12 protein-coding genes are annotated in these 13,559 nt (G+C 59.0%); 3 read left to right on the top strand and 9 right to left on the bottom strand.

Features of this window, described 5'->3' with window-relative positions; all coding sequences use genetic code 11:
* The 4 genes from YUU_RS0144325 to YUU_RS57870 all read right to left on the bottom strand — a co-directional run.
* On the bottom strand, positions 1-759 hold a 759-nt coding region (locus YUU_RS0144325), incomplete at its 3' end, for an ABC transporter substrate-binding protein (RefSeq protein WP_027526462.1).
* 21 nt (positions 760-780) lie between these two features.
* The gene (locus YUU_RS0144320; RefSeq protein WP_027527918.1) at positions 781-2,145 is read right to left on the bottom strand and encodes an FAD-dependent oxidoreductase; all 1,365 of its coding nucleotides are present in this window, start codon (positions 2,143-2,145) and stop codon (positions 781-783) included.
* A 1,175-nt stretch (positions 2,146-3,320) separates the two neighbouring features.
* Positions 3,321-3,557, bottom strand: a complete 237-nt coding sequence (locus YUU_RS54250) for a hypothetical protein (protein ID WP_051390254.1) — start codon at positions 3,555-3,557, stop codon at positions 3,321-3,323.
* 334 nt (positions 3,558-3,891) lie between these two features.
* Positions 3,892-4,107 carry a cold-shock protein gene (locus YUU_RS57870; protein WP_084801963.1) on the bottom strand — a complete coding sequence of 72 codons (216 nt, stop codon included), beginning with the start codon at positions 4,105-4,107 and terminating at the stop codon, positions 3,892-3,894.
* A 258-nt stretch (positions 4,108-4,365) separates the two neighbouring features.
* On the opposite strand from YUU_RS57870, the gene YUU_RS54245 reads away from it, so the two are divergent.
* Entirely contained in the window at positions 4,366-5,013 is a 648-nt protein-coding gene (locus tag YUU_RS54245) for a LysR family transcriptional regulator (RefSeq protein ID WP_051390253.1), read from the top strand.
* A gap of 94 nt (positions 5,014-5,107) precedes the next feature.
* Here YUU_RS54245 and YUU_RS0144295 read toward each other — a convergent pair whose 3' ends face one another.
* From YUU_RS0144295 to YUU_RS0144270, 5 genes are all read right to left on the bottom strand, one after another.
* Positions 5,108-5,461, bottom strand: coding sequence for a carboxymuconolactone decarboxylase family protein (locus YUU_RS0144295; RefSeq protein ID WP_027527915.1), 354 nt, complete (start codon positions 5,459-5,461; stop codon positions 5,108-5,110).
* Between the two features lie 170 nt (positions 5,462-5,631).
* Positions 5,632-6,429 (bottom strand): amino acid ABC transporter ATP-binding protein, encoded by a 798-nt coding sequence (locus YUU_RS0144285; RefSeq protein WP_027527914.1) that lies wholly within the window; start codon positions 6,427-6,429, stop codon positions 5,632-5,634.
* Between the two features lie 15 nt (positions 6,430-6,444).
* Positions 6,445-7,605 (bottom strand): amino acid ABC transporter permease, encoded by a 1,161-nt coding sequence (locus YUU_RS0144280; RefSeq protein ID WP_027527913.1) that lies wholly within the window; start codon positions 7,603-7,605, stop codon positions 6,445-6,447.
* A gap of 3 nt (positions 7,606-7,608) precedes the next feature.
* On the bottom strand, positions 7,609-8,796 hold the full coding sequence (locus YUU_RS0144275; protein ID WP_035665065.1) for an amino acid ABC transporter permease: 1,188 nt from the start codon (positions 8,794-8,796) through the stop codon (positions 7,609-7,611).
* Between the two features lie 88 nt (positions 8,797-8,884).
* Positions 8,885-9,916 carry an amino acid ABC transporter substrate-binding protein gene (locus tag YUU_RS0144270; protein ID WP_027527911.1) on the bottom strand — a complete coding sequence of 344 codons (1,032 nt, stop codon included), beginning with the start codon at positions 9,914-9,916 and terminating at the stop codon, positions 8,885-8,887.
* Positions 9,917-11,255: 1,339 nt separating this feature from the next.
* Between YUU_RS0144270 and metC the strand changes: the two genes are divergently transcribed.
* Together metC and YUU_RS0144255 are read left to right on the top strand one after the other, a co-directional pair.
* Entirely contained in the window at positions 11,256-12,419 is a 1,164-nt protein-coding gene (metC, locus tag YUU_RS0144260; RefSeq protein ID WP_027527909.1) for a cystathionine beta-lyase, read from the top strand.
* A 389-nt stretch (positions 12,420-12,808) separates the two neighbouring features.
* Positions 12,809-13,559: molybdopterin-dependent oxidoreductase (locus YUU_RS0144255; protein WP_027527908.1), on the top strand; the 751-nt coding region annotated here is incomplete at its 3' end.

Here is a 13,559-nt window from a genome sequence, read left to right as displayed (position 1 = left end):
CAAAATGACGTCGTGATATTCGCGATCGGCTTTTGCCAACGCACCGAGCAGCTTCGTCACCAGCACCTTGTTGGCGAGCGTCTTGGGCGAGGCGAAGACGGCGCCGAGCTGCCAGGGCGTCTCGTCGCCGACCCANCCCAGGAATTTCGCGCCGCCNTCGTCCATCAGCTTTCGCGCGGTGGAGATGGGAAGCAGCGCGGCGTCGACGGTCTCGCCCTTCAGCGCAGCCGCCGCATTCGACAGCGACTGCAGCGGCACGATCTTCACGTCTGATAGCTTGAAGCCATATTTGTCCGCGAGCAGGCCGAGCGAATAGTGAAAGGATGATCCGACCTGCGTCATCGCCACGCGCTTGCCGGCAAGGTCCTTCGGCGTCTTCAGCCCCGCCGCGTAAGCGTTGTTGCTGGCAAAATAGCCGATCAGGGGATAGCCGGCCTTCTCGCGGCTCATGCCGCCGATCACCTTCAGCGTACCCTTGCCGGCGAGATTGTAGAGACCGGCGGTGAAGGCGGTGATGCCGAAATCGACGTCGCCCGAGGTGGTGGCGACCGCGATCGGCTGTGCCGCATCGAAGAACTTCAGCTCGATATCGAGGCCGGCGTCGCGGAAATAACCCTTGTCCTGCGCGATGAAGACCGGCGCGGAGGACGACAGCCTGAGCACACCAATCCTGGCCTTCAGCGGCTCCTCGGCCTGCGCTGCTGCAATCGTCGTCAGCGCCAACAAACCAGCTACAGCGAACCGCGCAACCCAACCCATCCGGCTTCCTCCGTCGTTTCTTTACAGGCCCTCTGGCACGGTCTGGTCCCGCCCGATGAAGGCGCCCTGTTGTTTCAATGTTTCCTGCAATTTTGCAACCGGGATGTCGCGCGGGATCTGGTTGCCCGACAGCGCCAGCGCAGCAGCGGAACCCGCCGCCTCCCCCATCACGAAGCAGGCCCCGGAGACGCGCGCCGCCGACTGGCCCTCATGGGTCATGGAGGCGCAGCGGCCGGCGACCAGGAGATTGTCTACGCCCTCCGGCACCAGCATGCGATACGGCAATTCGTTGTAGCCGCGCGATTCCGGGATCGGCGGGAAGGTGAAGACGACGTCGCCAGGCACATGGGCCTCGATCGGCCAGCCATTGACGCCGATGGAGTCCTCGAAGGAGGCACAAGCGAGCACATCCTCGCCGCTGAGCTGATAGCCGCCAGTGATACGGCGGGTCTCGCGAATGCCGAGCTGCGGCGGCAGGTCGACGATGTAGGATTTTTCAAAGCCCGGCACGGTGCGCAGGAATTCGAAGGCGGCGAGCGCCTGGCGACGACCGTCGATCTCACCGCGGGTGAGGTCATCAGGCTCGATGCCGTTGACGGCATGGCCGTCCTCGCGCGCAATTTGCGTGAAATTCACCCGCCATTCGATGCGATGGCGCTGCGGCCGCACGATCGCGCTCTTGCGCGGAAAGCTGTGCGTGCCGGCGGCGAGCGCCTTTTCCATCAGTTGCGGAATGGTGCGCCAGGCTTCGCCCGCCTTCTCGGGATCGATGCCATTGAGGCGGAACATCATGGACGGATAGAGCGGATGGCCGTACTCATCGCCGACCTCGTAGGGCGCACCGGCCCAGACCGCGAGATCGCCGTCGCCGGAGCTATCGATGAAGATCTCGGCCCGCACCGCCTGCCGTCCCGCCTTGGTCTCGACCATCAGCGCGTCGATGCGGCGCGCATCGACCATCACGACGCCGGCGCCGAGAGCGTGGAAGAGGATATCGACCTTGTGGCTCGCGAGCAGATCGTCGGCCGCGATCTTGTACGCCGCGGTGTCATAGGCCTGCGCAAAAACCTTGCCGAGGATCAGATGCGGCTTGTTGAGCCCGTCGAGCCGATCGATCCGCGCGAGCAGCTCCGAGGCCATGCCCTGCACCAGCCGATGGTGCTTGCCATGGACATTGCCATGCAGGCCGCAGAAATTGGTGACGCCGGCGGCCGTGCCCATGCCGCCCAAGAAACCGTAGCGCTCGATCAGCAGCGTTCGCCGCCTCGCCCGTGCCGCCGATGCCGCCGCGATGATGCCGGCCGGCCCGCCGCCGAGCACGACGACTTCATATTCACCGTAGAGCGGCACCTGGCGCGCAGGTTCCTGAATGGATCTTTGCTGCAAGACGATAATCCGATCGTTTGACGTCCCAGGGGGGCCTTTTTGCTATCTCGTGGCACAGCCACCAGAGCTGGCCGTCGCAAGTGGCTTGACGACCAGTCTGGGACCGAAAGCAGCGCAGGCGCGACTCGGCGCCCGGGTCAGTTTGGGGGCAATGGATCAGGCGCTGTCCCTACCGCGTCCGCGCTGCTAATTGAGGTTAGCGGCGACGCGACTCGGCGCTGACCCTTCTGGATAGATAGCGCTGTCCCTACCACGCGCCCTAACCTCAATGGTTCTGTATTCGGGCTAGCTTTCCAAAAGCTGACGAGAGCCCGACGCAATTCACAAAACGAAAAGCGGCCCGTGTGGGCCGCTTGTCAATCGGCCCGCATGACGATCTCGCCAAGGGCAATCTCGATCACTGCGCCTGCCACAAAGCCACCGCACCATCGCAATCCGAGTGCCGCGAGCGATAAAGCTGATCAGCTCGAGCATCACGGCGTCAAGCGAACAGCTGCGACGGGTGGATGCCGATCCGGTGGGCGATGGCCGATACGCTCGCGCCACGCTCCAGTGCCTCTCACAACCTGCGCCTTGAACTCGTCCCGACCAGCGTCGGCGAAGCTGCCGCGGCGCTCCCTCTAGACGCTCGGCGACCGCGTCGATCATATAGACGGTTTTAGTTCCAGAACTAGGCGCGGACATAGAAGCTCAGATCACAAACTCAGCAGCCGATAGCCCATCGCTCACCCACTCCGCTAGATTGGGGCTCTTTGCCGCTTACGGTATTGAACGAGTGGTTCCCGAATCTCAGACCTGTTGACTAATTGGATTTCGCCGCCGTTAGCGGGGAAGGACGCGACGGAGGACTGCGCGCACTATGGGGCCAAGGACGGTCTGTTGCTGCCGGATGATGTGCTCGATCGCTGGTGCCATTGTCGCGCGTATCCAGTTGCGCCCCAACGTTCCGAAAGGACCAGATCGCATCTGCCTCGATTGCGCGGTCACGCTCGTTGAGATCGCCACGAGTGACGACGACGATGCAATTATCCGCGCGGCGCAGACCATTGATCGCTCGCCCGTGATGAGATCGGTAGTTTACCGGATTCCCCTGGGTACAATGCCGCCTCTAAGGTGACTGGTGCCGGCGCTGGCTTTTCATCCCGAACAAGATTTCAACCGGCAAGGGGGCGCTTTCAGAGCGGCCCCTTTCGTTTCTGAACCTCCGAGATGCACTTGGTCGGGGCCTTGAGACCCTGTGAGTTCAGCCATTCCGCGATGTGGGCGGCTACATCAGCTTCGTGAGCCTTCTTCAGAAGGTCCTCAAGCTCCCTGCCCCGGGGGAGGAGCTCTGCCTTTTCCCTCGCGATCCGAGCTTCCTTGATGAGCCGTTCGCCAAGCGCTCTGCTCTGCCTGAACCGGATGCGCCTCATGATTTCCTCCCTCCGTAATCGCTTTTCCAACAAGCTTTTATCGAGGCCAATCGGTTTCCGAGAAACGTTAGCGCCGAAACACACCGCCGCTCCCAATCCGTTCGATGGGATCGGATTCCTCGATCTGGCTTGGCATCATCAGCCCCGGTGTCGCGAAGCGGTCTGGCTCGTCCCGCACGCAAGGCCCTCAACACATGCCGAAATATCCGCGACGCCACGTCCCCCGATTTTGTCAGAACCATCTCAGCCTTCTGAAAAGTGAGTCTTCTCAATTGATTCATGCCGGCAAAGGCCGCGCCCCTCTGGCTCAGTAAGATTAGGCGGCCTCGAGCGATCATTTCCGCACCGGCGAGTTCTGTATCATGACGTTCACCGCGCGCTCGCGACGGCTTCGCCTGTCGCGAGCGACTTCAAAGAGAACAACATCACCCACGTAGAGCGTATCGGCATCAATCAACGCACTGACGTGAACAAACTGATCGGCACCGCCGTCGTCACACCGAATGAAACCGAAAAGGCGATCGCGATTCCGGTAAATCACTTTGCCCATCTTCACTTCTATTCTCCGTGATCAGGACCACACAGTAAACGTAAAGTGCGCTCCTTCCCGGCGATCAAATAGGCAGATGCGACCGCAGCTGATTTTCACTGTAAAGTAGGATGCGGTGTCGTGATCGAAGCAGGTGTACGCCCCGAGGCGCTTCGGGCGAGCTGTAAGTGTGCCCCTGTTCCATGGTCGACAGTTGTGATCGTAGTCGAATCCGTTCGCATTATTCCCGCGTACAGAGACACTTGTCCTGCTGTAACCATGAGTTTCATGCTCGTAGACGCTCACAACATCGCGGCGAAGGCCGAGCGCAAATGCGGTTGCCTGGCGCCGTTCGCGGAAGCGCTCAAGAGAAAGCACCCACAGATCACTCTCGAGGTTTTGGCCAGCACGGAGCGCCTGAATCTCTCGCGCGGCGAGGCGGACATCGCGCTCAGGAGATACCCCTCCGATGATCCCGATCTGATAACAGTCGGTGAAGTAGTGATTCTGATCGGTGCGTACGTCAGCAGGGACTACGCACGGAGACTGCCCCCGAAATACGGTTTTCGCGACCTCGACTGGATCGCATGGGCGGGGCAGCTCGAAATGGTCAGCCCCAATCCAGAGCTCGCAGCCAGGATCCCAGACTTTCGTCCCATTTTCGCATCAGACGACTACAGCGTGCAGGTCGCCGCCTGCCAGGCCGGCGTCGGCGCGATGGTCCTCCTTCTGAAGACGTCCCATCGGCTCAAGCGACCGGGCGAGCTCGTGGAGCTCAAGCTTGAGCTACCAGCCTCGCTCCGCGCAGAACTCACGATCATCTGCCACAAACGTATGGCAGAACTTCCCAAGGTTAGAACCGCCCTGGACCTGCTCAGGCAGGATTTCGCAGATCTGAGGAAGGCCCAAGGCGCGAGCAAACTCTGAATAGTGCGGGCTGAATGCTGGCTAGGACAGCGCCCGGTCGGATGGCCTCCGACCGGGCGACAATTCAACTATTCCGGGAAGAACCGGCCGTTGCCTATGCAGCAGCGTTCGTACCGGACATCTGATCGAAGCAATCCAGGGTACGAGCTGTATAGACTAGCGCCGCACCCGCATTCATTGCAATCGCGACGCCAAGTGCCTCGGCAATCTCAGCCTTCGACACGCCATGCTTCATTGCGGCCTCAACGTGGCTGGCGATGCAACCATCACAGTGTGTGGTGACAGCAACCGCAAGTGAGATCAACTCGCGCGTCTTCCCGTCGAGATGCTGCGCTTTATCGCCGGAGTTGGCCAGAGCCAGATATCCCTTGACCGTTTCCGGTGCGAGCTTCGACAAGTCGCCAACCCGCGACTTCACGGCAGCACGATACTTCAACCAGTCTAACATGTACTCTCCTCTTCTCTTCTGCTCTTCAGAACATCGTCGCATCATATGAGACGAAGCTGTCAACAAACGCGCCACAGTTTGCGCGCTCGATAGTCGTGCAAGTGCTATAGGTGCTTTCCCTCTCGGCTATCTCGTCGCGGCACTCCGCGACACGCTTGAGAGGCATCCCCTCAGTGTAGAATTTGGCTAAGAAACAGTTTTGTCCGGTTGTGTTGTGGATTTCCGAAGAATTCGGCCGGCGTGTTCTGCTCGACGATCTGACCGGAATCCATGAAGATGACACGGTTAGCCACCTTGCGCGCGAACCCCATCTCGTGAGTGACGCACAACATGGTCATCCCCTCTTCGGCCAGACCCACCATCGTCTCCAAGACCTCCTTGACCATCTCCGGATCGAGCGCCGAGGTTGGCTCGTCAAACAGCATGATCCGCGGCTTCATACAGAGAGAACGCGCAATCGCGACACGCTGCTGCTGACCGCCCGACAGTTGACCAGGGTACTTATTGGCCTGTTCGGGAATCTTTACCTTGCGCAGGTAATGCATCGCGATTTCCTCTGCTTCCTTGCGCGGCATCTTGCGAACCCAAATTGGCGCCAGCGTGCAGTTTTGTAGGATCGTGAGGTGCGGAAAGAGGTTGAAGTGTTGAAACACCATGCCGACCTCACGACGGACCTCGTCAATCTTCTTGAGATCGCTGGTGAGCTCCTTGCCGTCGACGATGATTTTACCCTTCTGGTGCTCCTCCAGGCGATTGATGCAGCGAATCATTGTCGATTTTCCGGATCCCGAAGGCCCACAAATAACAATGCGCTCGCCGCACATAACCTTGAGGTTCACGTCCTTTAAAACGTGATAGCCGCCGTACCATTTGTTCACGCCGATGATCTCGACCGCGACTTCATTCGCCGAGACTTGCGTCCTGCTGAGATCTACCTTCGCAGCGCCGGACGTACGTTTTGTGCTCATCTGCAGGCTTCCTTCTCACCGCCCGTGCCCAGTTTCAAGACGCCGTTCCACATACTGCGAATATCGAGACATACCGAAGCAGAAGATCCAGAAGATCACTGCGGCAAAAACATAACCGGTCCTTGCGGTTTGCGGCGTCGCCCAATTGGCGTCTCCGGAAATGCCCTGCTTGACGATCCCAAGCAGATCGAACATCGAGATGACGAGGACCAGCGTCGTGTCCTTGAACAGTCCAATGAAAGAATTGACGATCCCTGGAATGACGAGCTTTAGGGCCTGCGGCATGATGATCAGCCCGGTCTTTTGCCAATAGCTGAGCCCAAGAGAATCCGCTCCCTCGTATTGGCCCTTGGGCATGGCCTGAAGCCCTCCCCGCACCACTTCCGCCATGTAAGCAGATGAAAACAGCGCAACGCCGATGAGCGCGCGGAGCAACTTGTCGAATGTCGTACCGGGCGGCACAAAAAGAGGAAGCATGAACGCTGCCATGAACAGCACTGTGACCAGTGGAACTCCCCGAACAGTTTCGATGAAGATGACAGAAAGTAGCTTGATCGTCGGCATCCTGGATCGACGGCCAAGAGCCAAGACAATGCCCAGGGGGAGCGAGACGACGATACCAACGTAGGCAAGGACGAGAGTGACCATAAGTCCACCCCATAGCGGGGTTTCGACGTAAGGCAGCCCGAAAACCCCGCCAACCAACAGAACGAAGGCGATAAACGGATAGATGCCGAAGAACAGGATCGCATTGGCCCGTTTGAGCGGCGCGCGCGGAATGAGCAGCGGGACGAGCAGTCCCACGAAAATGGCGCCCGCCAGGATCACGCGCCAGCGCTCTTCCAACGGATAACGGCCAAACATGAAATAGCCGAACCGGTTGGATACGAACGGCCAGCACGCAGCCGACCAACCGGCCGGCAGTTGGCCGCCCTGTTCGATGGTGAGGCAGGCGGTTCGATCGGTGCCAACCCAGACGGCATTGAAGAACAGCCAGCTCAGGATCTGTGGCAACGCCCACGCAGCTATGATCACAGCAACAACCGTCAGGAGCATGTCCGCCCGCGTGGCGAAGAGATTCTTGCGCATCCAAGCTAGAATCCCGACCTCGGAGTTCGGCGCAGGTTGCGCAAGGGTCATGTCGGTGCGCACCCAGGCAATGTCATGTTGCTGCATGCCTCACCTCTGCCTGAGTGCCAGCTTGACGTTGAACCAGTTCATGACGAGAGAAATCAGAATGCTCAAACCGAGATAGACCGCCATAAAGAGTACGACGACCTCGATTGCCCGCCCGGTCTGGTTCAGGATTGTACCGCCCACTGCGTACAAATCCGCATAACCGACGGCCACTGCAAGCGACGAGTTCTTCGTCAAGTTCAGATATTGGCTCGTCAGCAGCGGGATGATGATACGTAATGCCTGCGGAATGATCACCAGACGCAATCCTTGCCCAGGGCGAATGCCCAGGGAGGAATAAGCTTCCGCCTGCCCCTTCGGGACACCCTGGATACCCGCGCGAACGATCTCTGCAATGAACGCTGCCGTGTAGAAGGACAGCGCCAAAAGTAGCGACAGAAATTCGGGCTTCACGTCGAGCCCTCCCGTCAGCAAGAAGGTTCCCTTCTGCGGGAATTCGACGGTCATCGGAAACCCTGCCAGCACGCAACCAAGCAGCGGAAAACCTATGAGGAGCGCAACTGAAACCCAGAAGACGGGGAGTTGCAGCCCCGTTGCCATCTGGCGGGCATGCGCTTTTCGCGCGACGTACCATGACAGCCCAATGGCTACCATGAGCCCTGCAATAATGAGCCAAGCTCCCTGGCTCCAGATCAGGCGCGGGAGATAGAGACCGCGGTTGTTGAGGTATGAACCGAAGGGTAAAGCCAGGCTGCTGCGCACGTTCGGCAGCAACGCAAGCACTCCTTGGTACCAAAATAGAATCACGAGCAGTAGGGGCACATTGCGGAAGACTAAAATGTAGATGGTCGCAAGCTTGCGTATCATCCAGTTGCTCGATAGTCGGCCGACGCCAACCACAAAGCCTACGATTGTTGCGACAATGATGCCCAAGACGGCAACACGCACGGTGTTCACAATGCCAACCAGCAAGGCCCGGCCGTAGGATGACTCCGAACTGTAATCAATAAGCCGGTCAGGAATCTCGAACCCGGAGCGTGAGTTCAGAAACTCGAATCCTGTCGGAATATTGGAACGACGGAGATTTTCGATGGTATTGTCAGAGATCCACCAGAGCCCGAACACCAGCAGAACGACAATTGCGACCTGGACAACGATGCTCCGGAGCTTCGGGTCATAGAACGGCGACGCCTTCGTCGGCGCGACATCGAGAACTACCTCTTGTGACACTGCGCTCCCCTCGCGTGAATTCTTGATGCCGATGTGGCGTGCTAGGACCCAGAATTATGCCGAATTGCCCCAGCCCATCGTAGGGCTATCAGCGTATCGGCACGCCGTATTGGATACCGCCTTTGGTCCACAATGCGTTGACACCACGAGAGATATTCAAAGGGCTACCCGACCCGAGGTTACGCTCAAAGATTTCCCCATAGTTACCGGTCGCCTTGACGATGTTGACGACCCAGTCGTTTGACAGGCCCAGATCAGTACCGATCTTCGTTCCGGCTTCGGTCCCAAGTATCCGCTTGATGTCGGGATTGCTGCTCCCCTTCATCTCATCGACATTCGACCGGTTAATGCCAGCCTCCTCGGCATCAAGCAGCGCAAAGTAGGTCCACTTCACGATGTTCAGCCACTTAGCGTCCCCTTGACGCACGGCAGGCCCGAGCGGTTCCTTGGAAATAATCTCCGGCAATACGACGTAGTCCTTCGGCGACGAGGTCTGCAGGCGAGCTGCGTAAAGACCGGATTGATCGTTTGTGAAGGCATCGCATCGACCCGCATTGTAGGCCGCAGTCGCCTCCTCAAGGGTGTCGAAGACCACTGGTGTGTAGTCGATCTTGTTGGCCTTGAAGTAGTCGGCAAGATTCAATTCGGTCGTTGTCCCCGCCGCCACGCAAATCACCGCGCCCGACAGCTGCTTGACCGACTTGACATCGGGCAACTTCCGCGCGTTGATCATGAAGCCTTGGCCGTCATAATACATGACGCCAACGAAGCTGATGCCAAGCGAAGTGTCGCGGCTCACCGTCCAAGTGGTGTTGCGCGACAGGACATCGATTTCTCCAGATTGAAGCGCGGTGAACCGGTCTTTGGCCGTCAGCCCGGTGAATTTGACCTTGCTGGGATCACCGAATACGGCTGCCGCGACCGCACGGCAGAAGTCAACATCGAGACCAGTCCACTGGCCCTTGTCATCCGAAGCGGAAAAGCCCGCCAAGGCTACGTTCACACCGCACTGGAGGAAGCCCTTTGACTTGATGTTGGACAACGTGTCCGCCGACGCGATCGAGGCAGTCAGCGCAAGCGACGCCACACCTGCTGCGACTGCCAATGATTTCTTTCTCATGGTCTCCACCCTCTTCTTCGTCAAACATCTTCGCCACGGACTTCGAACCCGTGAGCTGACTCGGCATCGAGAGCCGTTTCGGATCGTTACAGCCAATGGGATCTCGGCGAGACTTGCTCGGGCCAGATCCGTTATGGCGCAGATTGTTTTTTAGCCCGCACACCCGAACGTCAACGCGATCCATGCGTTGCAACTGATTGCGGAACACGTGTTGACCAGACGCAGTTGCCCATCGAACGACCGGTCGCGATCGGCTCGTGCATAGCTCTGGGAATGATCCCACATACCCTCGACCGCACCTTGCTTGGCTTACACCAGCGCGCATCCGGCGGTTAATCCGAAGCGATCCGCACCTTGCGAACTAGCCCCCCACTCAACTCGTTCGCCAGACTGTGTACTCGTAATGCTGAGTACACAGATCAGAACGGCGTCGCATGTACTGCCCCAGAAAGACGGGCATAAGCGACCTTACCTCCCAATCAGCAATATTATGGTGGCCATTACCATTGTGACTCCGATGCCAGGGGCAACGATCCAGAAGGTCTCGTTTCTCGTCTCGAAACATCTGCGGGCGATATTCAATTTCGACAGCAACACGACCGAAAATCGAGAAATTTGCTTGTGCCGGCAATAAAGCCGCGTCCACAGCATCTCCATCCAGTTCGACATCTGCGCCCTTATGAGTGCACACCCTCGAAGCTTCGCGATTTCCTGATCACCCAGCATCGCGTTGTTTTTTGAATCAAGCAAACGAGATATATTCACGGATGAGTTCAACTTTTTTTAAGTGCCCCCGCCGTCGTACGAACGCTTGGGTTTTGATCTCAGTGATATAGAGCCGTTCGTAAAGCAGACACTTCGACTTCCGCGCACGTCCCTCGGATATCGGATCGATTCTCGATCGGGCGCCCGATCGGCACCGCCATCTTCCGTTCGCAGGAGAGCGACTTCGCGTGAAAGATCGTAGAGCTACCATGCTCGTCGGCGCTAGGCTTCACCAACGTAACGGCGCGACCTCCGCCGGCGCATGCCGCCGATGCCCCCTCTCGCCAGTCTCTAAGCTACTGGTGCCTGCAATCGAATACCCGGTCAGGCCTGCACACAGCGATAACCAACACTGACCGGCAACAACAAATTCGCTTATGAATATCGTCAACAAATTTGGGTTGTGAAGCTTACGCCCTAGGCGTAGTCATACGGCGCCTCGCATAATGCGGGGCGGCACTCTCGGAGTGCCCACGAATATCGGCCTCCACATCAAGCCGAGAATCTGCTTCTTCGCAGGATTTAATACCTTTCGTCGCGCGCGGTTGATCTCCCCTACGTCAAGGTTTGCACCATGAAAAAAGACACGCTGCTCGTCCGCGGCGGCCGCGCGCCCACCGGTCCGGTGAATCCCCCGGTATCACGGGCCTCCACGATCTTGTTCGAGGATCTTGCCGCTTTCGACGCGACGCGTGCCGACCGGTTCGGGGCGCTTCGTTACGGTATCCATGGCACTGACACACTATTCGCGCTCGAGCAGGCAATCACGAAGCTCGAGGGCTGCCATCGAGCGATTGTGCTGCCGTCTGGGCTTGCTGCCATTACGGCCGCTCTCACCGCCGTCCTTAAGGCTGGTGATCACCTCCTCATGGTGGATACGGTCTACGGACCTACGCGCGCCTTCTGCGACGGCTTGCTGGCGCGAAGCGGCGTCGAGACGACCTATTACGCCCCCTTAGTCGGCGACGGAATCGCCACGCTGTTCCGTGACAATACGCGAGCAGTATTTTGCGAGAGCCCCGGCTCGCTCACCTTCGAGGTGCAGGACATACCCGCCATCACGAAGACTGCGCACGCGAGATCGATCCCTGTCCTGCTCGATAACACCTGGGCGAGTCCGCTGTTCTTCGACGCTCTCACTAAAGGTGTTGACATCTCGATTCAGGCGGCAACGAAATATCTCTGCGGCCACTCGGATGTGATGATGGGCACAATCGCCACGACCGAGGAGTGGTGGCGACCAGTTCGTAACGTCGTGGCGGATCTCGGCTTCTCCACCAGTCCGGATGACTGCTATCTGGTCCTGCGGGGCATGCGCACACTCGGTGTGCGCATGCGCCACCAGATGCAGAGTGCGCTCACCGTCGCGCGCTGGCTTCGGACACAGCCGGACGTATTGCGCGTACTGCATCCCGGCCTGCCCGAGGATCCGGGGCACGCGCTTTGGTCACGCGACTTCAGTGGATCCTCTGCACTTTTTGGCGTCGAGCTTGCCTCCCGTTCTCAACTCGGACTGACCGCCTTCATGGATTCGCTGGAGCTGTTCGGGATCGGCTCGAGCTGGGGAGGCTATGAGAGCCTTGCCCTACCGGCCCGCTTCACGCGTACTGACCGCCCATTCCCATTATCGGGTACTCTGGTGCGGCTGCATATTGGCCTTGAGGATCCTACCGATCTCATTGCCGACCTCACAAAGGCCCTCGCGGCCATGCGAGCGGCGGAGGCCAGTGCAATATGAGCAGGCAGCGAATCGGCGATGAGTCCTTCCGCAAAACTCGCATTGCGCCGCCCCGTTATCGTTGCCGCGAACTCGCGCACATATCACTCTTCCCCAAGACGTCGCGCCGAGGCCAGGCAAACCAAGGAGCGGTAATGGGGTTCAGCCTCGCTTACAGCTGACGTTAGCATTTTTCGCTACCCGAATTTGCGGCGGTACTGGCATGATCTCGTGGATTGCGCGCAGAACCGTTTCCAACGGGGACTTTGCCGCGCCTCACACCAAGAATGGTACGAAGGCATCGCGATCTACTGCATGCTTCGATCGGTTCGTACCGATAATGCAATCGATGATCTTTGTGCTGCAGCGGTGATTACAGTACAAAAAGCAATCGCTCCGGAGGGAGATGTATGATCGACAGACGCGACCTGCTCAAAGGAGCGGGCCTTGCTGCACTAGCGGCCACACTGAATTCCACCAAAGCACTGGCCCTCGACACCGTCACCCTGCCCTTCGGCAATGGCGAGCGTCCGCTGGTGAAATATCCGCAGAAGCGGCCGATGATCGGGTTGACCAGCCGGCCGCCGCAGCTCGAGACACCGTTTGCGATCTTCAACGACGGCCCGCTCACGCCGAACAACGCTTTCTTCGTGCGCTATCACCTCGCGGACCTGCCCTACAACCTCGACCCCGACAAGTTCACGCTCGAGGTCAAGGGCAAGGTCGACAAGCCGCTCAAGCTGTCACTGAAGGACATCCGCAAGATGAAGGCGGCTGAGATCGTCGCCGTCAATCAGTGCTCGGGCAACAGCCGCGGCTTCTCCGATCCGCGCGTCGCCGGCGGNCAGCTNGNCAACGGCGCGATGGGCAATGCGCGCTGGCGCGGCGTGCCGCTGAAGGCCGTGCTCGANATGGCCGGCGTNCAGGCCGGCGCCAAGCAGGTCACCTTCAACGGCATGGACGGCCCGGTCAGCGACAAGACGCCTGATTTCGTCAAGGCGCTCGACATCGACCATGCGACCGACGGCGAGGTNATGCTGGCCTATGGCATGAACGGCGAGGACCTGCCGTTCCTCAACGGCTTCCCGCTGCGCCTCATCGTGCCCGGCTATTACGGCACCTACTGGGTCAAGCACCTCAACGAGATCACCGTCATCGACA

This window comes from Bradyrhizobium sp. Ec3.3 (assembly GCF_000472925.1).
Lineage (GTDB): Bacteria > Pseudomonadota > Alphaproteobacteria > Rhizobiales > Xanthobacteraceae > Bradyrhizobium.
This window is presented reverse-complemented; position numbering and strand designations above follow the sequence as displayed.